The organism is Streptomyces sp. NPDC043680, assembly GCF_056436685.1.
This window is the reverse complement of sequence record NZ_JBWKCE010000008.1, coordinates 124616-149103: the sequence shown is the minus strand read 5'-3', so window position 1 is coordinate 149103 and position 24488 is coordinate 124616. Positions and strand designations below refer to the sequence as shown.

Annotated in this window: 25 protein-coding genes; 12 read left to right on the top strand and 13 right to left on the bottom strand. The window is 72.4% G+C overall.

What is annotated here, in order from left to right; all coding sequences use genetic code 11:
- Positions 1 to 42: 42 nt before the first annotated feature.
- Positions 43 to 714: a helix-turn-helix domain-containing protein gene (locus AC0666_RS18695; RefSeq protein ID WP_356846284.1), complete on the bottom strand. Its 672-nt coding sequence runs from the start codon at positions 712 to 714 to the stop codon at positions 43 to 45.
- Positions 715 to 933: 219 nt separating this feature from the next.
- Between AC0666_RS18695 and AC0666_RS18690 the strand changes: the two genes are divergently transcribed.
- From AC0666_RS18690 to AC0666_RS18680, 3 genes are all read left to right on the top strand, one after another.
- Positions 934 to 1923, top strand: coding sequence for a helix-turn-helix domain-containing protein (locus tag AC0666_RS18690; protein WP_468580908.1), 990 nt, complete (start codon positions 934 to 936; stop codon positions 1921 to 1923).
- Between the two features lie 129 nt (positions 1924 to 2052).
- The gene (locus tag AC0666_RS18685) at positions 2053 to 3408 is read left to right on the top strand and encodes a 6-phospho-beta-glucosidase (protein ID WP_468968888.1); all 1356 of its coding nucleotides are present in this window, start codon (positions 2053 to 2055) and stop codon (positions 3406 to 3408) included.
- A gap of 71 nt (positions 3409 to 3479) precedes the next feature.
- Entirely contained in the window at positions 3480 to 5543 is a 2064-nt protein-coding gene (locus tag AC0666_RS18680; RefSeq protein ID WP_478707951.1) for an MDR family MFS transporter, read from the top strand.
- Between the two features lie 61 nt (positions 5544 to 5604).
- Here the strand turns inward: AC0666_RS18680 and AC0666_RS18675 are convergent, their stop codons facing one another.
- Complete coding sequence (locus tag AC0666_RS18675) at positions 5605 to 6093, bottom strand: NUDIX hydrolase (RefSeq protein WP_361723767.1); 489 nt, start codon at positions 6091 to 6093, stop codon at positions 5605 to 5607.
- Positions 6090 to 6758, bottom strand: coding sequence for a helix-turn-helix domain-containing protein (locus tag AC0666_RS18670; protein ID WP_468968895.1), 669 nt, complete (start codon positions 6756 to 6758; stop codon positions 6090 to 6092). Before AC0666_RS18670 ends, AC0666_RS18675 begins: the two co-directional genes overlap by 4 nt.
- Positions 6759 to 6824: 66 nt before the next feature.
- Between AC0666_RS18670 and AC0666_RS18665 the strand changes: the two genes are divergently transcribed.
- Positions 6825 to 7865, top strand: coding sequence for an FAD-dependent oxidoreductase (locus AC0666_RS18665; protein ID WP_478707950.1), 1041 nt, complete (start codon positions 6825 to 6827; stop codon positions 7863 to 7865).
- Positions 7866 to 7974: 109 nt separating this feature from the next.
- Complete coding sequence (locus tag AC0666_RS18660) at positions 7975 to 9372, top strand: NAD(P)/FAD-dependent oxidoreductase (protein ID WP_478707949.1); 1398 nt, start codon at positions 7975 to 7977, stop codon at positions 9370 to 9372.
- A gap of 17 nt (positions 9373 to 9389) precedes the next feature.
- Here AC0666_RS18660 and AC0666_RS18655 read toward each other — a convergent pair whose 3' ends face one another.
- Positions 9390 to 10478 carry an ATP-dependent DNA ligase gene (locus tag AC0666_RS18655; protein ID WP_468968901.1) on the bottom strand — a complete coding sequence of 363 codons (1089 nt, stop codon included), beginning with the start codon at positions 10476 to 10478 and terminating at the stop codon, positions 9390 to 9392.
- Between the two features lie 75 nt (positions 10479 to 10553).
- Here AC0666_RS18655 and ligD point away from each other — a divergent pair, with 75 nt between their 5' ends.
- Positions 10554 to 11579 (top strand): non-homologous end-joining DNA ligase, encoded by a 1026-nt coding sequence (gene ligD, locus AC0666_RS18650; protein ID WP_468968904.1) that lies wholly within the window; start codon positions 10554 to 10556, stop codon positions 11577 to 11579.
- 93 nt (positions 11580 to 11672) lie between these two features.
- Here ligD and AC0666_RS18645 read toward each other — a convergent pair whose 3' ends face one another.
- Positions 11673 to 12161, bottom strand: coding sequence for a hypothetical protein (locus tag AC0666_RS18645; protein WP_468968906.1), 489 nt, complete (start codon positions 12159 to 12161; stop codon positions 11673 to 11675).
- Between the two features lie 320 nt (positions 12162 to 12481).
- Between AC0666_RS18645 and AC0666_RS18640 the strand changes: the two genes are divergently transcribed.
- Both AC0666_RS18640 and AC0666_RS18635 read left to right on the top strand, forming a co-directional pair.
- The gene (locus tag AC0666_RS18640) at positions 12482 to 13204 is read left to right on the top strand and encodes a dienelactone hydrolase family protein (protein ID WP_468968909.1); all 723 of its coding nucleotides are present in this window, start codon (positions 12482 to 12484) and stop codon (positions 13202 to 13204) included.
- A gap of 229 nt (positions 13205 to 13433) precedes the next feature.
- A complete protein-coding gene (locus tag AC0666_RS18635) occupies positions 13434 to 14288 on the top strand; it encodes an alpha/beta fold hydrolase (RefSeq protein WP_478707948.1) in 855 nt (284 codons plus the stop codon).
- A gap of 102 nt (positions 14289 to 14390) precedes the next feature.
- Here AC0666_RS18635 and AC0666_RS18630 read toward each other — a convergent pair whose 3' ends face one another.
- Complete coding sequence (locus tag AC0666_RS18630; RefSeq protein WP_478707947.1) at positions 14391 to 15047, bottom strand: TetR/AcrR family transcriptional regulator; 657 nt, start codon at positions 15045 to 15047, stop codon at positions 14391 to 14393.
- A 95-nt stretch (positions 15048 to 15142) separates the two neighbouring features.
- Here AC0666_RS18630 and AC0666_RS18625 point away from each other — a divergent pair, with 95 nt between their 5' ends.
- On the top strand, positions 15143 to 15937 hold the full coding sequence (locus tag AC0666_RS18625; RefSeq protein ID WP_478707946.1) for a VOC family protein: 795 nt from the start codon (positions 15143 to 15145) through the stop codon (positions 15935 to 15937).
- Positions 15938 to 16020: 83 nt separating this feature from the next.
- Positions 16021 to 16263 (top strand): WhiB family transcriptional regulator, encoded by a 243-nt coding sequence (locus tag AC0666_RS18620; protein WP_356846271.1) that lies wholly within the window; start codon positions 16021 to 16023, stop codon positions 16261 to 16263.
- A gap of 257 nt (positions 16264 to 16520) precedes the next feature.
- On the opposite strand, the gene AC0666_RS18615 is transcribed toward AC0666_RS18620, so the two are convergent.
- The 5 genes from AC0666_RS18615 to AC0666_RS18595 all read right to left on the bottom strand — a co-directional run bounded on the left by AC0666_RS18615 (position 16521) and on the right by AC0666_RS18595 (position 20801).
- Positions 16521 to 17492 (bottom strand): acyl-ACP desaturase, encoded by a 972-nt coding sequence (locus AC0666_RS18615; RefSeq protein ID WP_468968919.1) that lies wholly within the window; start codon positions 17490 to 17492, stop codon positions 16521 to 16523.
- Between the two features lie 355 nt (positions 17493 to 17847).
- The gene (locus tag AC0666_RS18610) at positions 17848 to 19491 is read right to left on the bottom strand and encodes an ABC-F family ATP-binding cassette domain-containing protein (protein WP_468968922.1); all 1644 of its coding nucleotides are present in this window, start codon (positions 19489 to 19491) and stop codon (positions 17848 to 17850) included.
- Positions 19492 to 19765: 274 nt separating this feature from the next.
- On the bottom strand, positions 19766 to 20182 hold the full coding sequence (gene ssgD, locus AC0666_RS18605; protein WP_468968925.1) for a spore wall synthesis regulator SsgD: 417 nt from the start codon (positions 20180 to 20182) through the stop codon (positions 19766 to 19768).
- The gene (locus AC0666_RS18600) at positions 20179 to 20454 is read right to left on the bottom strand and encodes a hypothetical protein (protein WP_468968928.1); all 276 of its coding nucleotides are present in this window, start codon (positions 20452 to 20454) and stop codon (positions 20179 to 20181) included. Before AC0666_RS18600 ends, ssgD begins: the two co-directional genes overlap by 4 nt.
- Positions 20433 to 20801: a (4Fe-4S)-binding protein gene (locus AC0666_RS18595; protein WP_468968930.1), complete on the bottom strand. Its 369-nt coding sequence runs from the start codon at positions 20799 to 20801 to the stop codon at positions 20433 to 20435. The genes AC0666_RS18600 and AC0666_RS18595 overlap by 22 nt, the downstream gene beginning before the upstream one ends.
- Positions 20802 to 20913: 112 nt before the next feature.
- On the opposite strand from AC0666_RS18595, the gene AC0666_RS18590 reads away from it, so the two are divergent.
- On the top strand, positions 20914 to 22029 hold the full coding sequence (locus tag AC0666_RS18590) for a WD40/YVTN/BNR-like repeat-containing protein (protein WP_468969582.1): 1116 nt from the start codon (positions 20914 to 20916) through the stop codon (positions 22027 to 22029).
- Between the two features lie 162 nt (positions 22030 to 22191).
- Here the strand turns inward: AC0666_RS18590 and AC0666_RS18585 are convergent, their stop codons facing one another.
- Entirely contained in the window at positions 22192 to 22491 is a 300-nt protein-coding gene (locus tag AC0666_RS18585; protein ID WP_468969585.1) for a YciI family protein, read from the bottom strand.
- 25 nt (positions 22492 to 22516) lie between these two features.
- On the opposite strand from AC0666_RS18585, the gene AC0666_RS18580 reads away from it, so the two are divergent.
- A complete protein-coding gene (locus tag AC0666_RS18580) occupies positions 22517 to 23194 on the top strand; it encodes an endonuclease V (RefSeq protein WP_468968933.1) in 678 nt (225 codons plus the stop codon).
- Between the two features lie 6 nt (positions 23195 to 23200).
- On the opposite strand, the gene AC0666_RS18575 is transcribed toward AC0666_RS18580, so the two are convergent.
- The gene (locus tag AC0666_RS18575) at positions 23201 to 24406 is read right to left on the bottom strand and encodes a saccharopine dehydrogenase family protein (protein WP_468968936.1); all 1206 of its coding nucleotides are present in this window, start codon (positions 24404 to 24406) and stop codon (positions 23201 to 23203) included.
- Between the last annotated feature and the right edge of the window lie 82 nt (positions 24407 to 24488).

Genomic DNA, 24488 nt, shown 5'->3' with positions numbered 1-24488 from the left:
CCGGATCAGGACTCAAGGATCAGACCCAGACTCGCGACTGGGTCAGGATTCGTCGTTCGGTTTCACGCTTTCGAGAAGCATGTCCAGCCATTCGGTCACCTTGTCCCGGTGCTTGTCGCTGGGCAGTTGGGCGGCGCGCCAGGCGATGCCCCGGACGCCATGGTTCTGGAGGAGTCTTGCCAGCGGATCGCCTGCCGAAGCCGCCGGGGCGGGTACGGTTTCGCGGGTGCGGCCCGCGTAGTCCTGGAGCAGCTGCTGCTCGGTGCGCAGGAGGGCGTCGGTGAGGGCGTCGGCGTCGTGCGCGGTGAGGAAGCCCGCGTGGACGCCGAAGAAGCGCTGGATCGCGTCGCAGTGCTCCATGGTGGGCCGGCGGTCGCCGTTGATCAGGGCGCCGGCCTGCTGCCGGGACATCCCGGCGCCATCGGCGATCTCCTGCTGCGTGTAGCGGCGGCCGTTGGGTTTGACCCGGGTGCGGCGGAGCAGGTCGAGGCGCTGGAGGAAGCGGGTCTGCAGACAGGGCTCGCCGGCGGGCCTGCCGTCCAGCAGCGTCTTGACCACGTCGGCGGGGACGCCCGAGGCCTCGGAGAGGCGGCGCAGGTCGAAGACCTTGTTCAGGTCGTACCCCAACTTGCCCGCGAGTTCGGCGACGCGCGTGACGGTGGCTGCCAGGGGCGCGTTGGCCACCGCGACGGGAGCCGGGAAGCCGTCTGTCACCAGTGGTTCTCCTAGATCGCGGCGGGGTCGGTACGGGCACATGGTCGGCTTTTGGAATCTAGCCGGTCCGCCGCCGCAGGGCCAGAACTTGCCACAGCTGTGGCGCGAATGAGCTGTCAAGAGGCTGGAATTGCCACGATAGTTGACACTCGAATGAAGTCGGTAGCAGGATCGCCAGAGGAAATTGAAGATCCAGACCGTGAGGAGGGGGAGCTCTCGGTGCCACATCTCGCAGCGGTGGGCCCGTCCGATGGCCTCGCCCAAGCCGGTGAGGAGCGCCTGGCGGGCGAGGAGTCCGCACGTGGCGCAGTGCGGTCGGAGCGACGCAAGGAGATTTTGCGCCAGCGCCGCGAGGAACTGGGCCTGAGCCAGGAGGACCTCGCCGCGCGGTTGCGCATCAGCGTCCGTGCTTACGGGAACTGGGAACGCGGTCTGGTCAAGGAATGGACCGACCGCAAACTGCTCGCCCTGGCCGAGGCCTTGGAGATGAGCGAGCGGCAGTGCTTCTGGCTGTTCCGCGTCATGGTCGACCGGGACCCGCCGCCGACCTGGCGGGCGGCCGAGGAGAACCGGCTGCCCGAGGACCCCGCACAGCGCGACTACCTGTGCGACTACGCGGCCCTGATGGAGGCCGTGCCCTACCCGAGCTTCCTGGTGGACCACCGCTGGGACGTGGCCCTGACCAACTCGGCGTTCGACAAGCTGTTCCAGTCGGTACGCCCGCACCCCACGGCGCTGCCGGACGACAACTTCCTGCGCTTCGTGCTGTTCCACCCGGACGCCGCGGCCGTGCTGGAGGACCACGAACCGGCCTGGTGCGTACCGCTGCTGGCCCGGTTCGCGAACGCGCTGGCCGCGGCCCCGGAGGACGAGGGACTGCGCAGCATCCGCCAGGAGGTGGCCCGCGACCCCTTCATGGAGGCGGCCTACCGCTACGGCGTGCCGCACTGGCTGACCACCCACGGCGCCGACGCCGCCGAGCACGACGGGGCGGTGCGGACGGTGCGCCACTGGGACCCCCAGTGGGGCCTCGTACGCTGCCGGATGGTGGCGGAATCCAGCCGCATGCTCGACGGCATGGGCCTCACCCGGATCACCCTGATCCTCTCCGCCCCCCAGGGCGCGCCCACCGGTCCGGTCCGCGGCGGCGGCGCCGCCCCGCTCCACCAGGGACCCCGGCTTCGCGCCGTGCCCTCGCCGGTGGACTGACGCCGCCCGGCGCCCGGCAGGGGACACTGGAGCCCGACACCGCGTGCCGCGGACCCGGATGCCACGGATCGTGGCACCGATCGTGGCACGGCGGAGCATGGGTGTGACAGGACGAAGGGCGGCAAGGGCGTGCGGCTGACCATCCTCGGCGGAGGCGGATTCCGGGTACCGCTGGTGTACGGGGCGCTCCTCGGCGACCGGGCCGAGGGCCGGGTGACCGGGGTGACCCTGTACGACGAGGACCCCGCCCGGCTCACCGCCATGGCCCGGGTGCTCGCCGACCAGGCGGCCGCCTCCGGGGTCGAGGACCCGCCCGCCGTCACGGCCACCCGGGACCTCGACGAGGCGCTGCGCGAGGCCGACTTCGTCTTCTGTGCCATCCGGGTCGGCGGCCTGGACGGGCGCGCCGCGGACGAGCGGATCGCCCTGGCGCAGGGCGTGCTCGGCCAGGAGACGGTGGGCGCGGGCGGAGTCGCGTACGGCCTGCGGACCGTGCCCGTCGCCCGCGAGCTCGCGCGCAGGATCGCCCGTACGGCCCCCGGGGCCTGGGTCATCAACTTCACCAACCCGGCCGGGCTGGTCACCGAGGCGATGGCCGAGGAGCTGGGCGGGCGGGTGATCGGGATCTGCGACTCCCCGGTGGGGCTCGGCCGGCGCATCGCCCGGCTGCTGGGAGCCCGCCCGCAGGAGGCCTGGATCGACTACGTCGGCCTCAACCACCTGGGCTGGGTCCGCGGGCTGCGCATCGGCGGCCGCGACGAACTGCCCCGGCTGCTGGCCGACACCGAAGCGCTGGAGTCCTTCGAGGAGGGGCGGCTGTTCGGCGCCGAATGGCTGCGCTCGCTCGGCGCGGTCCCGAACGAGTACCTGCACTACTACTACTTCAACCGCGACACCGTACGGGCCTACCAGGAGGCCGGGCAGACGCGCGGCGCGTTCCTGCGCGACCAGCAGCGCGGCTTCTACGCCGAGGCTGCGCGGCCGGGGCGGCCCGCCGGGGCGGCGCTGGCCGCCTGGGATCGGACCCGACACGAGCGCGAGGCCACGTACATGGCCGAGAACCGCGAGGCGGCGGGCCTCGGCGAGCGCGATGCGGCCGACCTGGAGTCCGGCGGGTACGAGCAGGTCGCGCTGGCGCTGATGCGGGCCATCGCCCGAGACGAGCGGGCCACGCTGATCCTGAACGTCCGCAACGGCTCCACACTGTCCGTGCTGGACGCCGAGGCGGTGATCGAGGTGCCCTGCCTGGTCGACGCCAACGGCGCCCACCCGGTGGCCGTGGACCCGCTGCCGCTGCACGCGGTCGGACTCGTCACGTCCGTCAAGGCGGTCGAGCGGGCCGTGCTCCGGGCCGCGGCGAGCGGCTCCCGGGCCGACGCGGTCAAGGCCTTCGCCCTGCACCCGCTGGTGGACTCCGTGAGCGTGGCCCGGCGGCTGCTCGACGGGTACGCGGCCGAGCATCCCGGCCTCGCCTACCTGCGCTGATCCCGCAGCAGGGTCCCCCATACGGCCCGGTGCGGCATGCGGCGGGGCGGGGGCGCTGTGAGAGTGCGAGTGTGACCACCACGGCTCCCGCTGCAGCCGCGGCGCCCCCCGTGCTCGACCGGCGGCGGCGCAACGTCGTCTTCGGCACGATCATGCTGGGCGTCCTGCTCGCGGCGCTCGACCAGACGATTGTGGGAACCGCCCTGCCCACGATCGTGGGGGACCTCGGCGGTGGGGACCACATGTCGTGGGTGGTCACCTCGTACCTGCTCCTGGAGACGGTCTCCACCGTGCTGGCGGGCAAGTTCGGCGACCTCTTCGGCCGGAAGCGGATCTTCCAGATCTCGGCGATCGTCTTCATCGCCGGCTCGTTCCTCTGCGGTCTGGCCGGCAACATGACCCTGCTCATCCTGTGGCGCGGGGTGCAGGGAGCCGGCGCCGGCGGCCTCATGGTCACCTCGATGGCCCTCATCGCCGACGTGGTGCCGCTGCGCGAACGCGGCACGTACCAGGGCGCGATCGGCGCCGTCTTCGGCGTCGCGACCGTCATCGGGCCGCTGCTCGGCGGGGTCTTCACCGACGAGCTGAGCTGGCGCTGGGCGTTCTACGTGAACGTCCCGATCGCGATCCTGGTGGTGGTCGCGGCGGCCCGCACCATCCCCTCCGTACGGCCCGCCGGCCGCCCCGTCATCGACTACCTCGGCATCGCGCTGGTCGCGGTGGGCTCCGGCGCGCTGATCCTGGCCACCAGCTGGGGCGGGAACCAGTACGCCTGGAATTCGGCGGTCGTCATCGGCCTCTTCGCGGTCGGCGCCCTGGCCCTCGTGCTGTTCTGCCTGGCCGAGAAGCGGGCCGCGGAGCCGATGCTGCCGATGCGGCTCTTCCGCACCCCCGTCTTCGGTGTCTGCTCGGTCCTCAGTTTCGTGGTCGGGTTCGCGATGCTCGGCGCGCTGACCTTCCTGCCGACCTACCTCCAGTACGTGGACGGCGACTCGGCCACGATCTCGGGCGTGCGGACGCTGCCCATGGTGGTCGGCCTGCTGATGGCGTCCGTCTTCAGCGGTACCGTCACCGGCAGGACGGGGCGATACCGCATCTTCCCCATCGTGGGCTGCCTGGTGATGGCCGTGGGCCTGTACCTGATGTCCCGGATGGGCCCGGGGACCGGCACCTGGCGGGAATCGCTGTACATGTTCGTGTTCGGAACTGGTATCGGCCTGTGCATGCAGGTGCTGACGATCGCCGTGCAGAACACCGTGGACTACGCCGACCTGGGCACGGCCACCTCGGGCGTCACCTTCTTCCGTACGCTCGGCGGCTCGTTCGGGACCGCCGTGTTCGGGGCGATCTACGCCAACCACCTCGGGCCCGGGCTGGAACGGGCGGTCGGGGAGGCGGCGCGCGCCACGGGAGCCGACCCGGCCGGGCTGGAGACGGCGGCCCAGAGCCCCGAGGGGGTCCACGGGCTGGATCCCGCGGCGGCCGGCCCGATCATCGCGGCGTACGAGCAGGCGCTGCACACGGTGTTCCTGTGGACGGTACCCGTGGCGCTCTTCGGGTTCGTCGTCGCGCTCTTCCTCAAGCAGGTCCGGCTGCGCGACACCGTCCGGGCCGGCTCCATGGACATGGGCGACGGCTTCGCCTCGCCGACCACGGCCACCGGTGACCCGGCCAAGGTGCTCGAACTCGCGGTCGGCAAGCTGCTCCGGGGCATGGGGTCCGACACCGCCCGGCAGCTCGTGCGGAACGCGGACACGCGGTTGGACATGGCGGGCGCCTGGGCCGTCATGCAGGTGGAGCTCATGCACCGCACGGTCGGCTACGCCAGCCTCGGGCTCATCGCCTCCCGCCGGTCCCTTCCCCCCGAGGTGCTGCTGCCGGTCTTCGACCGGATGGTGGAAGAGGGCTACCTGACCCGGGACGGCAACTTCCTCGCCCTCACCCCGCCGGGGGAGCGCGAGGCCGCGGCGATCTCCAAGGCGTGGGGGGACTGGCTCGGGGACCAGCTGGAGAAGGACCGCGGCCGCCCGCGGAGCGAGGAGCTGCGGGTGGCCGCGGACACGATCGCGAAGCGCCTGCTGGCGGAGGACCTGCGCGAGGGCAACTTCGCACCGCGGGCGCGGGCGGGGGTGTAGCCGCGTCCCGGGGCCGGGCGGGCCGGGCGGGCCGGGGTCGGGCAGAGCGGGCGGGGCCGGGCTAGCGGCCGTTGGTCGCCGGGTAGTCGTACGAGGGCACGGGCGGCAGGGTCGGGGCGAGCTCGGGGCGCCAGGTGCGCAGGACCGCCGCCGAAGGGGCGTAGAGGGCGTGCGGGATCTCGGCCGGGGCGAACCACTCCCAGCGGACGATCTTGTGCGGTTCGGTGACCTTGGGGGTGCCCTGCGCGGCGGTGGTGACGGCGGCCGCGGTCAGGCGGGTCATCCCGGCCTTCGCGTCGATCTGGACGGCCAGGATCCGGATGTTCTCGGGGTCCGCCCGCAGATCCGTTTCCTCACCCAGTTCGCGGGCGGCTGCCTGCTCGAAGCCCTCCCCGGGGTCGACCTTGCCGCCGGGCAGCTCCCAGCGGCCGTCGTGTGCCTGGCCGAGGAGCACGCGCCCGTCGGCGTCGGCCACGACCAGGCCGACGCCGACGACGGCGTTGGGCTGGGGGACGGCTCGTTCGGGACGCTGGTTCGGCTTCGTCGTCATCGGGGCTTTCCTTTTCCGTCTTTTGATCGGGTGGTGGGCCTGGCGCGGACGTGGATGCGTTCGCCCTGCGGACCGAAGAGGCTGATGCACTCGGCGGGTTGCGGCCCCGCGTTGAAGAAGGCGTGCGGGGTGCGGGTGTCGAATTCCGCCACTTCCCCGGCGGTGAGGACCAGGTCGTGCTCGCCGAGGAGCAGCCGGATCCGGCCGGAGAGCACGTACAGCCACTCGTAGCCCTCGTGGACCTTCAGCTCCGGCTCGGGCGGGGTGCCCTCGACGGGCGGCATGACCTGCTTGAAGGCGTGTACCCCGCCGAAGCTGCGGGTGAGCGGCACATAGGTGCTGCCGTGCCGGACGAAGGGGCGCGGGCGGATCCGCGGATCCCCCGTCTCCGGCGCGCCCACCAGCTCGTCCAGCGCGACCCGGTGGGCCTTGGCCAGCGGGAGCAGCAGCTCCAGCGTCGGCCGGCGCTGCCCGGACTCCAGTCGGGACAGCGTGGAGAGCGAGATCCCGGTGGCCTCGCTGAGCTGGGCCAGGGTGGTCCCGCGCTGCCGGCGCAGCGCGCGCAGCCGCGGGCCCACGGCGGTGAGCACGTCCGCGAGTTCGTCGTCCCGCCGCGGCGGCTGTTCCTCGGGGTGCTCCGGGTGTGCGGGGTCCTGAGGGGGCATGACTCCATTTGCCGGTTCGGCAACATCATTTGTCAAGCCGGGGTGTACGGGCCCACCCTCGCCGGTATGGACAACGCAAGCACGCAGCAGTTCGACGTGGTGGTCGTGGGCGGCGGCGCCGCCGGACTCGCCGGGGCGCTGACCCTGGCCCGGGCCCGGCGTTCGGTGCTGGTGCTCGACTCCGGCCGCCCCCGCAACGCCCCGGCCGCCCATCTGCACGGCTACCTCGGCCGCGACGGGGCGAGCCCCGCGGAGCTGCTGGCCGGCGGGCGCAGCGAGGTCACCGGGTACGGCGGCGTGATCCGGTCCGGGGCGGCCGGCACGGCCGTCGCGGCCGATCCGCTGCCCGGGGGCGGCTTCCTGGTGCGGTGTGCCGACGGCGGCGCCGTGCGGGCCGGCCGGCTCCTGCTCGCCACCGGCCTGGAGGACCGGCTGCCTGAGCTGCCGGGGCTCCGGGAGCGCTGGGGACGGGAGGTACTGCACTGTCCGTACTGCCACGGCTGGGAGCTCGGCGGCATGCCGCTCGCCGTGCTGGCGACCGGGCCGACGGCGGTACAGCAGGCGCAGCTGTGGCGGCAGTGGAGCGACCGGGTGACCCTGCTGGCCCATGTCTGGACGCCCACGGGGGAGGACCGGGAGCTGCTGGGCGCACTGGGCGTCGCGGTGGTGGAGGGCGAGGTGACCGGCCTGGTGGTCGCCGAGGAAGGGGACGTGGAGGGGGACGGCCGTGGCGGGGGTGACGGCCGCGGCGGACGTCGGCTGGTCGGGGTGCGGCTGGCGGCCGGTGGGTCGGTGGACTGCGCGGCCCTGGTGGTGGCGCCGTGGTTCGACGCCCGCGCCGGGGTGGCGGCGAGCCTCGGCCTCCCCCTGACCACCGTGGAGCGGGAAGGCGTGGCGGTCGGCACCTGTGTGGATGCGGACCCCGTCACCGGAGCCACCGCCCTGCGGGGCGTGTGGGCTGCGGGGAACGTGGTGAACCCGATGGACCAGCTGAGCGGGGCGGCCGCAGCCGGGGTGCGGGCCGCCATGGCGATCAACGCCGACCTGGTCGAGGCCGAGACCCGGCGGGCCGTCGCGGCGTACCGGGCGGGCCGCGGCGGGGTCTGACGGGCCGACGTACCGGACATGTGTGCGGGTTTCGGCCAGGCCCCCGGCGTGCAGGCTCTGGGCGGTCAGATCGTCGTACGGTTCACCGGCTCGGGACTCGGGGGGCGCAATGGCACGGGTGCTGGTCGTCGGCGGGGGTGTCGGAGGGCTCGCGACCGCGCTGCTCGCGGCACGGCACGGACACACCGTCGAGCTGTTCGAACGGGAGGTGCGTGCCCCGGGCACCGCCCTCGGCCGGGACTTCTTCGGCTGGCGCCGGCCCGGCGTCCCCCAGGCGAACCAGCCGCACCTCCTGCTCGGTGCCGCCCGCGCCGTCCTGCGCGAGGAACTCCCCGACGTCCACCGGGAGATGCTGAGGCTCGGCGCCCGCGAGCGGCACGAGCTGGACTGGTTCGACGTACGCCCCTCCGCCCGCGCCGGCGACGAGGACCTCGTGATGCTTCACGCCCGGCGCATCGTGCTGGAGAGCGCCCTGGTCACCGCCCTGCGCGCCGAACCGGGCGCGGTGGTGCACCACGGGGAGCCGGTGACCGGTCTGACGACGGCGCCCGGCCCCGGGGCCTTCGGGGTACGGGTGACGGGGGTGGCCACGCAGGCCGGTGCGTACCCGTGCGACCTCGTCGTGGACGCGGGCGGGCGGCGCGGTGGCGCCGAGCGGTGGCTGGCCGCGGCGGGCTGCCGGCCGGCCGTGGTGGAACGCCACCGCACGGGGCTGGCGTACTTCTGCCGCTGGTACCGGCTGCCCGAGGGGATGGAGGAGGGGCCGCGGCGGCCGTGGACGGTGACCGGGGGGCCCTTCGCCGGGTGTGCCGTCTTCCCGGCCGACAACGGGGTGTTCGCCGTGACACTGCTCGTCCACACGGAGGACCCGACCCGTGCGGCGCTGCGCGATCCCGCCGTCTTCGAGGCCGCCGCGCGCTCCTTCCCGCCCGGCGAGGCCTGGCTGGGGCTGGGGGCCGAACCGCTGTCGGGCGTCCTGGCCGCGGCGAGCCTGGACAACCGGTGGACCGCCCTGGTGGACGGGCAGGGGCCGGTGGTGACCGGGCTCGTGCCGGTCGGGGACGCGCTGACGCACACCAATCCGACGCTGGGGCAGGGCATTTCGCTCGCCCTGTGGGCGGCCCTGAGGGTGGCCCGGACGGCGGACCGGGATCCCGGATCGGCGCCGTTCGCCACCGAGTACCACGCGTGGGCGGTGCGGACCCTGAAGCCGTGGTTCGACTTCCAGGTCGTGGCGGACACGGCTGTCGGCGAGCGGTTCGCGGCGCGGGCCGGGCGGCCGGGCCCGGCGCGCGAGATGGCCGCGCTGTTCGAGTGTGCGCTGGAGGACCCCGAGGTGATGCGGGCCCGGGCCAGGGTCCGCCACCTCGCCGAGCGGCCGGAGCGGGCGTACGCGGACCCGGAGGTACGGGCCCGGGTGGCGCGCTGGCTGGCGGCCAGGCCGGGCTACGTACCGCATGCGGTGGGGCCGGACCGGGAGGAGTGGGAGAAGCTGACGGCGGGGTGAGGCTGCGTGCGCGTGGCTCAGGGGAGCGGGGCGGTCGCGCCGGGGCCGCCGCCGAGCACCTCGGCCAGGTCGTAGTGGACGACCTCCTCCAGCTGGGCGTACGTGCAGCTCTCCGGCGTCCGGTCGGGCCGCCAGCGGCGGAACTGGGCCGTGTGCCGGAAGCGGTCGCCCTCCATGTGGTCGTACGCCACCTCGCAAACGCGTTCCGGACGCAGCGGCACCCACGAGAGGTCCTTCTTCCCCGTCCAGCGGCTCTGCGCGCCGGGCAGCCGGGCGCCCTCGTGCGCGGCCTCCTCGGCCCACGCGGCCCACGGGTGCCCCTCGACGTCGGCCATCCGCAGGGGGGCCAGATCGTCCACCAGCTCGGCGCGGCGCCTCATGGGGAAGGCGGCGCACACGCCGACGTGCTGGAGGGCGCCGTGGGCGTCGTGGAGGCCGAGCAGGAGCGATCCGACAATCGGACCGCTCTTGTGGAAACGGAATCCTGCGATGACGACGTCGGCCGTACGCTCGTGCTTGATCTTGAACATGAGGCGCGCATCGGGCCGGTAGGGGAGATGGAGCGGTTTGGCGATCACCCCGTCGAGTCCGGCGCCCTCGAACTGCTCGAACCACTCCTGCGCCAGCGCGGGATCGGTGGTCGCGGGCGCGAGGTGAACGGGGGGCCGAGCGGTGGAAAGGGCGTCGACGAGGGCGGTACGGCGGTCGCCGAGCGGGGTGTCGAGGAGCGCCTCGTCGCCGAGGGCGAGCAGATCGAAGGCGATGAAGCTGGCCGGGGTCGTCGCGGCGAGCAGCTCGACCCGGGACCGGGCGGGGTGGATCCGCTCGGTCAGCCGGTCGAAGTCCAGCCGCCCGGCGTGCACGATGACGATCTCGCCGTCCACCACGCAGCGGTCGGGGAGATTGTCCCTCAAGGCGGTCACCAGCTCCGGGAAGTACCGGGTCAGCGTCTTCCCGGTGCGGCTGCCGATCTCCACCTCGTCGCCGTCGCGGTACACGATGGCCCGGAAGCCGTCCCACTTGGCCTCGTACTGCATGCCCGGCGGGATCTTGGCCACCGACTTGGCGAGCATCGGTTTCACGGGCGGCATCACCGGCAGGTCCATGTCTTCGATTCTGCGGTGGTACGTCCGGCCCCGCCCGGTATGCGCCCCCGGCCGGCCCCGCCTACCGTGGCCCACATGGGTGCATCCGGTAATGCGATCGAGCTGGACGCGGGCGGACGGACGGTACGGCTGTCCAACCCGGACAAGGTGTACTTCCCGGAGCGCGGCCTCACCAAGGGGGACGTGGCCCGCTACTACCTGGCGGTCGCGGACGGCGTCACCCGGGCCCTGCGCAACCGCCCCACCACCCTGGAGCGCTATCCCGACGGGGTGGAGGGCGAGTCCTTCTTCCAGAAGCGGGCCCCGAAGAACCTCCCGGACTGGATCCCGACCGCCCACATCGCCTTCCCCAGCGGGCGCACGGCCGACGAGATCTGCCCGACCGAGCCGGCCGCCGTGCTGTGGGCGGCGAACCTGGGCTGCCTCACCTTCCACCCCTGGCCGGTGCGCCGCGAGGACACCGACCGGCCCGACGAACTGCGCATCGACCTGGACCCGCAGCCGGGCACCGACTACCGCCATGCGGTGATCGCCGCGCACGAGCTGCGCGACGTACTGGAGGACGTCGGACTGCGCGGCTGGCCGAAGACCTCGGGCGGGCGCGGGCTGCACGTGTTCGTGCCGATCGAGCCGCGTTGGACGTTCACAGAGGTGAGACGGTGCGCGATCGCGATCGGCCGGGAACTGGAACACCGCATGCCTGGCAAGGTCACGACGGCTTGGTGGAAGGAGGAGCGTGGCGAGCGGATCTTCGTCGACTACAACCAGACGGCCAGGGACCGCACGATCGCATCCGCCTACTCCGTACGCCCCCGCCCGCACGCCCCGGTGTCGGCCCCGCTGCGCTGGGACGAGATCGACTCGGCCGAGCCCCGCGACTTCGACATCGTCACCATGCCTGCGCGCTATGCCGAACTGGGTGACCTCCACGCGGATATGGACGACCACGCCTTCACCCTCGACGCAGCCCTGGAACTCGCGGCCCGCCTCGAACAGGACCACGGCCTGGGCGATATGCCGTACCCCCCGGACTACCCGAAGATGCCGGGCGAACCGAAGCGCGTCCAACCCAGCCGCGCGAAGAACGACGACAAGGACTGACCGCCTGCTGGTCCTGACCGCGCTGGTCCTGCCCGCCTGCTGGTCCTGGCGGTGCTGGTCCTGACGGTGCTGGTCCTGCCCGCGCCCGCCCGATCACGGGACGGGGCGCAGGACGGCCGTGTACCCCTCGCCGCCGTACAGGGACTCGTAGCGGATCGTGAGCGTGAGCCGTCGGTTGATCAGGTCTTCGAGCTCGGCGTGCAACTGTGGGTCGTAGTCTGCGACACCCAACAGGTACTGCTCGTAATCGGTGGCGATGACCTCTCCCTCGTTGAAGGTCACCGCAGACGGGCGCACCGACAGGCGGGCACGGACGCGGTCGACACCGGGCGCGTTCCAGGAGCCGATCACCTCGCCGTCGACGGCGAGCGTGCTGTCGACGATGACCGCCGGGCCGAGCCCGGAGTTGATGAGCCGGATTCCTGCTCTGCCTCCCTTCGGCCAGCCGCGGTGCAGTTGGAGTATCGGGCGCACCGAGTGGCGGTTGTGCTGCCGTGTGGCGTGTGCCTGGTAGGCCGAGACGACCAGCGACCCGACAGCGATCACGACCGCGCATATCGCGGTGACGGTCTCTGCTTTCATCCCATCCCCCTGGTGAAGTCTGCAGGCGCAGACGCTATCCGAACCCGATCACCGTGTCGGCGGTTGGGGGAGCGAGCCCCGGTGCGGTGTGTCGTGTGCGATCGGTGTCCGCTGGCAAGCGTGGCGTTCGGCCACGGAGCCTCCGCAAAAACCTGCTTGGCGCAGTACGGCGGCCACTGCTACGTTTCCGGAGGCCGTGCGAGAGAACGAGGAGGTGGTACCCGTGAACGCTGTATCGACATGGGTGCTCTCCTCCGGGGTCACGGTCGGGCGATAGGTCGTCCGGGAGCGCCGTTCCAGCCCTCCCGAAAGGCACGACCGTGCACTTCACTTCCGAGCAGCGCCTCGAAGACGGCGTCCTCGAACGCGAATTCACCCTCGGCGAGATCCCCGGCACCCTGTGGACGCCTGAATCCACCACCCCGGTCCCACTGATCCTGATGGCCCACAACAACGGCCTGCCCAAGGGGGCGGCCCGGCTGGTGGCGCGGGCCCGGCACTCTGCGGCGTGCGGCTACGCGGTGGCCACCATCGACGCCTCCGGGTGCGGCGACCGGCCCCGTTCCGCCGCCGACGAGCAGGCTCGCGCCGACCTCCGCTGGGCGATGCAGGCCGGCGAGCCGGTCGACGAGATCTTCGAGTCCCTCGTCGGCCCGCTGGTCGAAAAGGCGGTCCCGGAATGGCGGACCACCCTGGACGCCCTCCTCGCGCTGCCCGAGATCGGCGGCCCGGTCGGCTACTCGGGGTGGACCGCCGTCGGCATTCGCCTGGCGGTGGTCGAGCCGCGCATCGCGGCCGCCGGTTTCTTCGCCGGAGGTTACGTGCCCCGTGCCCAGCGCGAGGAGGCCCGGCGGGTCACCGTTCCGCTGCTGTTCCTGCTGCAGTGGGACGACGAAGGGAACCCCCGGCAGCGGGCCCTGGAGCTGTTCGACGCCTTCGGCGCCAAGGAGAAGACGCTGCACGCCAATCCGGGCGGACACACCGATACCCCGTGGTTCGAGGTGGAGGACGGGAACCGGTTCTTCGGCCGGCACCTGAGATGAGGCCGGGCCGCCAGGCCGGCAGCAGACAGTAGGCGGGGCCGGCCGGGATGCCGCTCAGCGAGGAGGTCCCGGCCTCCTCGATGGCGGTGGCCGGCACCTGCACGACCGCCCCGATCACGGCGGTACCGGCCATCGGCGGTACCGGCCGGTCGGGGCGGCTCGGCAGCCGGGTCCTCTGCTCTTCGCGTGCCCTAAGTAAGAACACGAACGATCGTGCTAATATTTTGGCGTGTCTTCACTCATGAGCACGACCCTCAATCTCGCTGCCCGGATCGCGCCGGGCCTGGCCGGGCGGGTGGCGTTCGCGTTGTTCGTACGGCCCATCGGTCGACCCCGGCTGCGGTCCGGCGAGGCCGGGCTGATGGCCGAGGCCGAGACCGGACGGCTGACCGTCGACGGCATACCGGTCACCACCTACCGCTGGGGCGACGGCGGCCGGCCCGTCCTGGTGGTGCACGGGTGGACCTCGCGCGTCTCCCGCCTCGCCGGATTCATCGAACCCCTGCGGGCCCAGGGCCACACCGTCGTCTCCTTCGACGCCCCCGGCCACGGCGAGTCCGGCGGCCGGGCCACCACGATCCGCAGACAGCGCGAGATCATCCGCCGACTGCACGCCGAGCACGGGGACTTCTCGGCCGTGGTGGCGCACTCCTTCGGCGTGCTCGCCACCTTCTTCACGCTGCGGGACGGCATCCGGGCGGACCGGATCGTCGCCGTCGGCGGTGTCGCCGACTTCGACTACCTCCTCGCCGGCTTCCGGCGCACCCTGCGCGTGGGGCCAGGCGTCGAACGCGCCCTGCGGACGTACGTCCAGGACCGCCTCTTTCCCGACGAGCCCGACGTCTGGCCGCGGTTCGACGCCCGTCACCGCCCGGATCAGGTTCCGGCGCAGATCCTGCTGGTGCACGACCTCGACGACGACGTGGCCGCGCCCGACCAGTCCCGCGGCGTCGCGTCGGCGTACGGGGACCGCGCCCGTCTGATCGAGACGAAGGGGCTCGGCCACCGCCGCATCCTCGCGGACCCCGAAGTCATCGCCGCGGCCGTCGAGTTCCTGGCGGAGTCGGTGCCCGTCGCTCGGTGACGGTGGCTGTCGCTCGCTGACGGTGGCCGTGGCGATGGCCGGGGGGCGTGGGTGTGGTGCTTGCTGTGGTCGGGGTCGTTGCCGTGACGCGCCGTGGACGGCTCAGCGCTCCGTCGGCGAGGGCCGGTGCGGCAGGTCGTCCGAGGTGGAGGCCACCGCGCGGAGGCGGTTGAGGATGCCCCGCGCGGCGCGTTCGTAGGCGAGCGGGTCCTCGTGCAGGAGGGAGTGCGCGTTGGCGAGCTCCATCAGCGCGATGATCTCGAACGCCAACTGCGGTACGTCCTCCGAGCCGGCGTCGGCCCGGAACCCGCCGTGGAGCCGGGCCTCGTCGAGGAGCCGCTCCACGTACTGCGTCCAGTCGGCGCGCGCCTTCGCGATCTCGTCGCGTACGGGGCCGGGGCGCGAGTCGAACTCTGCGGAGGTGGCGTAGAAGAAGCAGCCGCCCGCGAAGACCCGCCGCCCCGAGTAGTCGATCCAGCGCTCGCAAAGCCGCCAGACCTTGCCGAGACCGGCGGGCTCGTCGCGCACGGGCTTGACGACCTGCTCCACGAAGACCGCCACCGCGGCGCGCACGGTGGCGAGCTGGAGGTCCTCCTTGGATCCGAAGAGGGCGAAGACGCCGCTCTTGCTGAGCCCCAGGTCGGTGGCGATCTTTCCCAGTGACAGGCCCTCCAGGCCGTCCACCGAGGCGATGTCCACGGTGTGCTCCAGGACGGTCCGCCGGGTCTGGTTTCCGCGCTCCACGCGCCCGTCAGCCATGGTCCCAGCTTAGCGAACGCACGGTCGTCCAGTTTGTGGGGCGGCCGGTGTCAGTGGTGGGTGCCATGCTCGAAGAGGAGGGAAGGAGGCGGGCCATGCTCACCACGGACTACAAGGACGGCTCCCCGAACTGGGTGGACCTCGGCACGCCCGACATGGACGGCGCCGCGGACTTCTACGCCGGGCTGTTCGGCTGGGAGTTCCGGCCGGGAGGCGAGGAAGTCGGCGGGTACGGGATGTTCCGCCTCGGTGGGAAGACGGTCGCGGGCGGTATGGCCGTGACGCCGGAGCAGGGCCCCTCGGCCTGGACCGTGTACTTCCAGACGCGCGATGCGGACGCCACCGCGGCCGCCGTGGTCGAGGCGGGAGGTTCGGTGGCGTTCCAGCCGATGGACGTCATGGACTTCGGCCGGATGGCGATCTTCACCGACCCGTCCGGGGTGGGGTTCGCCGCCTGGCAGCCGATGCGGAACAAGGGCCTGGACGCCGTGACCGACGTCGGGACCCTGTGCTGGGCCGAGCTCTACACCGGCGACGTGGCAGTGGCCTCCGGGTTCTACCGCTCCGTGTTCGGGTGGGAGATAGCCGAGATGCCGTTCGAGGGCAGCACGTACACCATGGTCAAGCCGGCCGGCACGGCGGACGGGGAAGCCTTCGGCGGCCTGGTGCCGATCGCGGCGGACCCGGTGGAGGACACCGAGGAGCCGTACTGGACTCCGTACTTCGAGGTCGCGGACTGCGATGTGACGGCGGCGAAGGCCGAGGAGTCGGGCGGCAAGGTCCGGATGAGCCCCGTCTTCATGGAGGGCGTCGGCCGCTTCGCCAAGCTGGCGGATCCCTACGGCGCCCGGTTCGCCGTCATAGCCAGTGCCCCGGCGCCCGGGGTGTGAGGTGGAGGGTGTGACGTGGAGGCGGCGGGAGTGTTGATCAGCCGTTGATCGGACGTCCATCGGCTGCGGTCAGGATCACCGGCATGTCGATGAACACCACTGCAGCCACCGCCACAGCCTGGTACGACCTCGCCCTCTGCGCCCAGACGGGGCCGGGCTTCTTCTTCCCGGAGCCGGGCTCGTCCCTGAGGGACGCGAAGCGGCTGTGCGGGGCGTGCGAGGGGCGGGCGGGATGCCTGGAGTACGCCCTGGCCAATGACGAGCGCTTCGGCGTCTGGGGCGGCCTCTCCGAGGCGGAACGCCTCGCCCTGCGTCCGCGCCGTTGATCTGCTGCGGCTGGTCGGGTCGCGGCTGATTCAGTCCTGCCCGAGCGGTCACGCCTGATTGGGTCGCGGCTGACGGGTCGCGGCTGTTGTGTCGCGCCTTGTCCGTCGCTGATGCGGCCGCCGAGCGTCGACCGCCGCTGGGCCGGCCGGGGGGAGCCGGCCCAGGGGAGCCGGGGAGGGCGCTGGGGCCAGGGAGCACGCGGTGTGCCTGCGCCCCGGCGGAGCGGGGCTCCGCCGGGGCGCAGGCGCCCGGTGGCTCAGCCCTTGCGGGCCGCGAGGCGGGCTGCGCGGGCGGCCAGGCGCTCGTCGAACTTGCGGGCCTCGGTGTCCAGGCCGTTCATGTACAGGCCGAGCTCCTCCTGGGCCTTCTGCCCGTCCGGGCCGAGCCCGTCGATCTCCATGATCTTCAGGAAGCGGATCACCGGGCTGAGGACGTCGTCGTGGTGGATCCGCAGGTTGTAGACGCCGCCGATCGCCATCTGGGCGGCCATCCGCTCGAAGCCGGGCATGCCGTGTCCGGGCATCCGGAAGTTGACCACCACGTCCCGTACGGCCTGCATCGTCAGGTCCGGGGCGATCTCGAAGGCCGCGCCCAGCAGGTTGCGGTAGAAGATCATGTGCAGGTTCTCGTCCTGCGCGATGCGGGCCAGCATCCGGTCGCAGACCGGGTCACCGGACTGGTGGCCGGTGTTGCGGTGGGAGATGCGGGTCGCCAGCTCCTGGAAGGCCACGTAGGCCACCGAGTGCAGCATCGAGTGGCGGTTGTCGGACTCGAAGCCCTCCGACATGTGCTGCATCCGGAAGACTTCGAGCTTGTCCGGGTCCACGGCGCGCGAGGCCAGCAGGTAGTCGCGCATCACGATGCCGTGGCGGCCCTCCTCGGCGGTCCAGCGGTGCACCCAGGTGCCCCAGGCGCCGTTGCGGCCGAAGAGCGTCGCGATCTCGTGGTGGTAGCTGGGAAGGTTGTCCTCGGTCAGCAGGTTCACGACCAGCGCGATCTTGCCGATCTCGGTGACCTTGGACTGCTCGGGGTCCCAGGCCTCTCCGTCCTCGAAGAACTCCGGGAAGTTGCGGCCGTCGCTCCACGGGACGTACTCGTGCGGCATCCAGTCCTTGGTGACCTTCAGATGGCGGTTGAGTTCCTTCTCCACCACCTCTTCCAGCGCGTACAGCAGCTTGGCGTCGGTCCACGCCTCCGAGCTGCCGAGGTGGGGAGAGGTGATCGTCACGGGTGCTCCTGGGGACAAAGCGAATTACCTACGGTTCCGTAGCCTACGAACCCGTAGGTTAAGCGGAGCGTGAAGGCCCGCCAAGCCCCTGGCGTTCATATGACCGGTTACATCCCGTTATCTGTGCAGTGTGTGGGGGTCCGGAAGCGGGTAAGCGGAACCAAAGTCACGCTGACAGGTGGCCCGGCGCCCCCGCCTTGACGGCGGCGGGGTGATGCTGCTGGGAGCTGCCCGGGGTCGCCGGTGATGCTGCTGTGAGCTGCCCGAGGGGCGCCGGCGTGTGCCGTTAGTCGTACGTGAGCTGCCGGTCAGTCGGCTGCCGGTAGGGCTGCCGGCTGACCGGCCCACGTCCGCGTCAGTGCCACAAGCGGGACCGGACGTCCTCCGCCGTGGTCGGTCGGAGCTCACCGTCGAGCAGCAGCCACCGGGTGATCCCCACCGACTCCAGGAACGGCAGATCGTGGCTCGCCACCAGCAGCGCACCCTCGTAAGACTCCAGGGCGCGCGTCAGCTGGCGCACGCTCGCCAGGTCCAGGTTGTTGGTCGGCTCGTCCAGCATCAGCAGCTGCGGAGCCGGCTCCGCGAGGAGCAGTGCCGCCAGGGCCGCGCGGAACCGCTCGCCGCCCGACAGGGTGCCCGCCGACTGGTCCGCCCGGGTGCCGCGGAACAGGAAGTGTGCGAGCCGCGCCCGGATCACGTTGTTCGAGGCCTGCGGAGCGAACCGGGCCACGTTCTCCACCACGGAGCGGTCCGGGTCGAGCACGTCCAGCCGCTGCGGCAGGAACCGGGTCGGCACATGGGCCACGGTCTCCCCGGACAGCGGTGCGAGCTGCCCGGCGATGGTGCGCAGCAGGGTCGTCTTGCCCGAGCCGTTGCCGCCCACCAGCGCGATCCGCTCCGGGCCGCGCACCTCCCACTCGCCCGCGACCCGCGCTCCGTAGGCCAAGCGGAGATCGCTCAAGGTCAGGACCCGGCGCCCCGGCGGTACCCGCGTGGCCGGCAGTTCGATCCGGATCTCGTCGTCGTCGCGGACCGCCTCGACGGCCTGGTCCAGCCGCTCCTTGGCCTGCGCGAGCTTTTCGGTGTGCATGATGCGGTGCTTGCCGGCCGATTCCTGAGCCGCGCGCTTGCGGGCACCCATGACGATCTTCGGCTCGCGCTTGGTGTCGTTCATCTTCTGCCCGTAGCGCTTGCGTCGCGCCAAGACGACCTGGGCGTCCGCCAGTTCGCGTTTCTGTCGCTGGACGTCGGCCTCCGCGACCCGCACCATGCGCTGGGCCGATTCCTGCTCGGTGGCGAGCAATTCCTCGTATGCGGTGAAGTTGCCGCCGTACCAGCGGACTTGGCCCTCGCGAAGGTCCGCGATCTGATCGACCCGCTCCAGCAGCTCCCGGTCGTGGCTGACCAGCAGCATCACCCCGGACCAGGACTCGACCGCCGTGTACAGGCGACGCCGGGCCCGCAGGTCCAGGTTGTTGGTCGGCTCGTCGAGCAGCAGCACGTCCGGGCGGGAGAGCAGAAGGGCGGCCAGCCGGAGCAACACACATTCTCCGCCCGACAATTCGCCGACCGTGCGGTCCAGGCCGATCCTGGCGAGCCCGAGCTGGTCGAGGGTGGCCAGGGCCCGCTCCTCCACGTCCCAGTCATCGCCGACGGCGGCGAAGTTGGCCTCGGTGGCCTCGCCGGCCTCGATCGCGTGCAGTGCGGCGCGGGTGGCGTGGATGCCGAGGGCCTCGTCCACGCGTGATGCGGTGTCGAGGGTGACGTTCTGCGGGAGGTATCCGATGGTGCCGGATACGGCCAACTGGCCCGTGGTGGGTTTCAGTTCACCGGCGAGCAGCTTCAGGAGCGTGGACTTCCCACAGCCGTTGAGGCCGATCAGGCCGGTACGGCCAGGGCCCACGGTCAGCTGGAAGTCGTCGAAGACGGGAGTGCCGTCCGGCCACTCGAAGGACAGGGCCGAGCAGGTGAGGGAAGCAAGGGGATGGCGATGACTCATGGAGGCCTCCAGGTTGCGTGAGTGGTGCGTGCAACGCGGGGAGACAGCCGACGGTTTGAGTGACGGTCACGGTGGGGCGTGGGGCGTGGCGCTTGACGCCTGGTGCCTGTGGCCGGGCGGCTGGTGCCTGTGCGTGTGGCCGGGCCTTGGTGACGGTCGGGGTCGGTGTCTCGGACCTCAGACGAGCAATGTCCTGCTCCGTTTCGGCGGGGATGGGGCATTGACGAACGTACGGGCGGCCGCAGCCGCCCGCAAGCGAATATTCCGGTCGGCGTCAGTGGGGGTCGCGCATCAGCTCGGCCAGGCTGTGGTCCACGTCGAGGTAGAGGTGCTCCAGCCCGGGCGGGACGATCGTCGCGGCCCGTTCCAGGAACCGCTGCAGCTCGGCCGTCAGCATCAGCACGATCGCGACGCCCTCGGGTGCGTGGAATTCGATCGAGGTCCGGTCGGTGTCGTACGGGCGCACGCGTACGTCGCCGTGGCCCGCCGGACAGTCCAGGCCCGCCTCCAGCAGCTCGCGCCCGAAGGTCCAGGCGACCTCGACGCCTTCGAGCGTGGCCGGGGCCGGGAAGGACATCCGCACGGCGAAGGGGTCGGCACGGTCGTAGCAGAGCGTGACGGGTGCGGTCTCGACCTTCGGCGCGGTGGCGACCAGACGGGCCTGCACGGACTGCTCGATAACAGTGATCAAGGCTCGGCTCCCTTGCGGCGGATCTGCGGCCGGGATGGGGGTGGAACCCGGCAACCGGATAGACGCGGGATTCGGCACATCCGTGCATGCGAAGTGACGTGAGCTGGGTCACCGATTGGCTGGAACGCGTCTGTTTGGTTGCTCAGAGTAATCGGCGAGGCGTGTGGGGAGGTGGTGGGGGTGTGTCGTGGTACGGATGTTCCGGAAGCGCCGTAGGGGCCGGAGTGGTCGCAGAACGGCTGGTTCCCGCTCACTCCACAGGCGCAAAGCACCGTCCGGGTTTCGGTGCGAGCGGTCCCGTCCGCCGTGTCACGCTCACTTCGCCGCGCACGACGAGCTGCCCGGCGGGCGACCCCACGACCGTGGTCGGCCGGTCCGGCTGCTCCGCCGGGCCGTCGGCGAGTCGGTGCTGGAGGGCGCCCGAGGGGCAGCGGCGGATGACTTCGGCGACCCGCTCCGGGCCGCTGCCGTCCGGCTGTACCCAAGGGCGCAGGCCCGTGTCGAACACCTCGGGCAGGCCGCGTACGCATTCGGCGGCGTGCAGGCAGCGACCGGTTTCGTAGGCGACGGTGATGTGTTGGCCGTTGTAGGCCTTGGGCCGGGGGTCGGTGGAGGGCATGGCTTCAGCCTGGAACTCGGTAACGGCGATGCACCCTGGACGGCGAATCCGGGGTGCATTAGCTTCCCGCGCCATGAGACTTCTGGGAGTTGGCATGTGCGCGGCTGCTCTGATGGTGGGGGTGCTGGCCGGCCCGGCGTGGGCCGGTGCGGGTGGTGGTGGTGAGTTGGGTGCGGGTGCCGGTGCCGGTGCGGGTGCCGAGTTGGGTGCGGGGTGGGGATGGGGGGTGAAGGAGACCGGGAAGGAGGCCCGGTTCCGTGGGCTGGCCGCCGTCAGCAGGTCCACCGCCTGGGTCGCCGGGTCCAAGGGGACGGTGCTGCGCACCGTCGACGGCGGGCGCAGCTGGCGCGATGTGTCGCCGCCCGGCGCGGTCGCGGAGGGGTTGGAGCTGCGGGACATCGAGGCTTTCGACGCGCGGCGCGCGGTCGCCCTGTCCATCGGTGAGGGCGAGGCCTCGCGGGTGCTGCGTACCGAGGACGGCGGCGCGACCTGGACCGAGACGTTCCGCAACCCCGATCCGCGCGCCTTCTACGACTGCCTGACCTTCTTCGACTCCAGGCACGGGCTGGCGATGAGCGACCCGGTGGGCGGGAAGTTCCGCATCCTCTCGACGGACGACGGCGGGCGCAGCTGGGAGGTGCTGTCGAGTACGGGCATGCCCGATGCCCTGCCCGGCGAGGCGGGCTTCGCGGCGAGCGGCCAGTGCCTCGTCAGCGCCGGGTCGCGCGATGTGTGGCTGGCCACGGGCGGAGGCGCCGTGGGCCGGGTCCTGCACTCGGCCGACCGCGGCCGCACCTGGCGCGTCGCCGAGTCGGGCATTCCGGCCGGCGACCCGGCCAGGGGCGTCTTCGCCCTGGCCTTCCGCGACCGTACGACGGGCCTCGCGGTCGGCGGTGACCACCGCACCGGCGAGGCGTCGCCGAAGGCGGCGTCCGTGTCGGCCGACGGCGGGCGCACGTGGAGCCCGGCGCAGACCCCGCCGCCCGCCTACCGCTCGGGCGCGGCCTGGCTTACGCACACCCGGGGCGCGGCCCTGGCGGTGGGGCCGACGGGCACCGACGCGACCACGGACGGCGGACGCACCTGGCACGCCCTGGCGCCGGGCTCGTTCGACACCGTCGACTGCGCCGGCGACGGGGGCTGCTGGGCGGCGGGGGAGAAGGGACGGGTGGGGCGGCTGGAGCGGGGGTGGCCGGGGGGTCGTGTGCAGGAGCGGGCCCGTCGGTGAGGGGCGGGCCGCTTTCCGTTGGCAGTTCCCCATTCGGGGCCGAGCGTCCCCCTTCCCGAGGCCCGGCCCGGTAAGTCACAGATGGCGACGACGAGATGGGCATCGGCGGCGGATCGGCGTCGCGCAGCAGAGTCGGCCCCGCCGGGCCCTTCGGGATCTGCCCTAGGAGGCCGGCCGCTCGCGGACCGGCGCCAGGTCCGCCGACGTCTTCGTCGCGATGAACTCCGTGATGCGATAGGTGCAGACCCCGGCCACGGTGAAGGGGTCCTCCTCCGCGATGCGTTCGACCTCCGCGCGGGAGATCCCGTGAGCCAGGATGATGCCTCCGTCGCGCGGGACCTTGCGGCCCGAGGCGAGGAAGACGCCGGACGCGTAGTAGGAGTCCAGCCAGGCGATGTGGGCGTCCATCTCCTCTTCAACGGCTTCGACGGGCGCGGTGTAGGTGAGCTCCATGACGAACATGATCGCCAGGCTACCCTCGCTGCTCATGACGAGTGTGAAGACCCCCGCCGACGCGGCCGAGGCCCGGGCGATACAGGACGAACTGCGCCATCACGTCGTGCTCGACGAGCCGGGACCGCCGCCCGGGCGCGGTCTCGTCGCGGGTGTGGACGTCGCCTACGACGACGAGCGCGACCTGGTCGCCGCCGCGGCCGTCGTCCTCGACGCCGCCACCTTGCAGGTCGTCGAGGAGGCGACCGCCGTCGGGCACGTCAGCTTTCCGTACGTCCCGGGCCTGCTCGCCTTCCGCGAGCTGCCCACCGTCCTCGCCGCCCTCGACGCGCTGGCGGCCCCGCCCGATCTCGTCGTGTGCGACGGCTACGGGCTCGCGCACCCGCGCGGCTTCGGTCTCGCCTGCCACCTGGGCGTGGTCACCGGTCTGCCCAGCATGGGCGTCGCGAAGAACCCGTTCACCTTCACCTACGAGGAGCCGGGCGCCCGGCGGGGCGACGCCGCGCCGCTGCTCGCGGCCGACGGCGCCGTCGTCGGGCGGGCCCTGCGGACGCAGGACGGGATCAAGCCGGTGTACGTGTCGGTGGGCCACCGGGTCTCGTTGGACAACGCCTGCGCCCACGCCCTCGCGCTGAGCCCGCGCTTTCGGATCCCCGAGACCACCAGGCACGCCGATTCGCTGTGCAGGCGGGCGCTGCGCGAGGCCTCCTGAGCGAGCTCACCGTACGTGGGCCACCCGGAAGCGGATCCCCGCCTTCTGGAGCCGGTCCAGCAGGGCGTCGCCCATCGCGACGGCGGTGGTGAGCTGGCCGGCCCGCTGCGGCAGGGCGTCGTAGGCCAGGCACAGGGCCGACTCGGCCAGCATCTTGGCGGTCTCCCCGTAGCCCGGGTCGCCGCCGGAGACCTCGGTGAACACCCGGCGGCCACCGCCCTCGCCGACGAAGCGGACGGTGAACCAGCTGCGGGCGCGCCGCTCCGCGTCCGGGCCCTGGCCCGGTTCCCAGCGGTTCATCAGCCACCGCCGCGCTGCCGGGACCTGGGCCAGGGCCGCCGTCGCGCCCACCGCCGCCGTACCGCCCACGGCGATTGGGAGGTGCTTGACCGAGGCGTACTGCCGGTAGCGGAAATCCGGGCCGTACCGCTCCAGCGCGGCTGCCGAGCGGGTCACGATCCGGGCGTCCAGCGTCGGCAGCGGCACGGCCCAGGTGCCGGTCTCCCGGCTGAACCGCGGCGCCCCCAGGGGGCCCCGTGCCCGCCGGCCGTGCAGCCGGGGCTCGTGCAGCCGCCGCTCGCGGGCCGCGGCCAGGGTCTGCGGCCCGCGGCCCATCGCGGTGAGGGCGGAGGCCAGGGTGCCGCCCGAGAAGAGGGCGTTGGACCGCATGAAGCCGTCCACCTGGAGGGGGACCCCCTGCGGCAGCTGCCCCACGGTGAAGTACGCGCCCAGGTCGGCCGGGATCGAGTCGAAGCCGCAGGCGTGCACCAGCCGGGCGCCGGTCTCGCGGGCGCGGGCGTCGTGCGCGACGTACGTCCGGTCCACGAACTCCGGCTCGCCGGTGAGGTCCACGTAGTCCGTGCCCGCCCGGGCACAGGCGGCGACGAGCTCTGCCCCGTAGAGGACGTACGGGCCGACGGTCGTGGCCAGGACGCGGGTGGAGGCGGCCAGCTCCCGCACGGCGCCCGGATCCGCCGCGTCCGCCCGGAGCAGCGGCAGGTTCGCGCAGGCCGGATCGAGCGCGGCGAGCTGTTCGCGCAGCCGCTCCAGCTTGCCGGGGTCGCGTCCGGCGAGGGCCCACCGGCAGTCGGCGGGCGCGTGCGCGGCGAGGTAGGCGGCGGTCAGCGCCCCGACGAAGCCGGTCGCGCCGAAGAGCACGATGTCGTATGTCCGCTCGCGGGCCCGGTCGGTCTGTTGGACCTCTTCGTTCATCACGGCTCCTCCCAGCTCACTGTTGGTGGCTGAGGCTAGCGTGGGGCGGTCGGTTTACGACCGGCGCCCCGGGGCCGGCGTG